The organism is Tolypothrix sp. VBCCA 56010 (assembly GCF_050875635.1).
Classification (GTDB): Bacteria; Cyanobacteriota; Cyanobacteriia; order Cyanobacteriales; family Nostocaceae; genus Hassallia.
This window is the reverse complement of the sequence record NZ_JBPAOH010000448.1, coordinates 1-412: the sequence shown is the minus strand read 5'-3', so window position 1 is coordinate 412 and position 412 is coordinate 1. Positions and strand designations below refer to the sequence as shown.

1 pseudogene is annotated in these 412 nt (G+C 51.0%); it reads left to right on the top strand.

From position 1 onward, the window contains the following. Positions 1-412 (top strand): annotated as a pseudogene (locus AABK37_RS41945) (WD40 repeat domain-containing protein); the annotation flags it as partial.

The window sequence follows — 412 nt, the reverse complement described above, 5'->3', positions numbered from 1 at the left end:
GGATGTGGCTACAGGCAAACTTTCGCAAACCCTGACTGGGCATAGCAACTCGGTCAGGAGCGTCGCTTTTAGCCCCGATGGCAAAACCTTGGCTTCTGGCAGTACTGACAAGACGATCAAACTCTGGGATGTAGCAACAGGCAAACTTTCGCAAACCCTGACTGGGCATAGCGATGTGGTCTATAGCGTCGCTTTTAGCCCCGATGGCAAAACCTTGGCTTCTGGCAGTAGTAACAACACCATCAAACTTTGGGATGTGGCAACAGGTAAACTAAAGCAAACCCTGACTGGGCATAGCTATGCGGTCTTTAGCGTCGCTTTTAGCCCCGATGGCAAAACCTTGGCTTCTGGCAGTGATGACAACACCATCAAACTCTGGGATGTGGCAACAGCCAAACTTTCGCAAACCCTG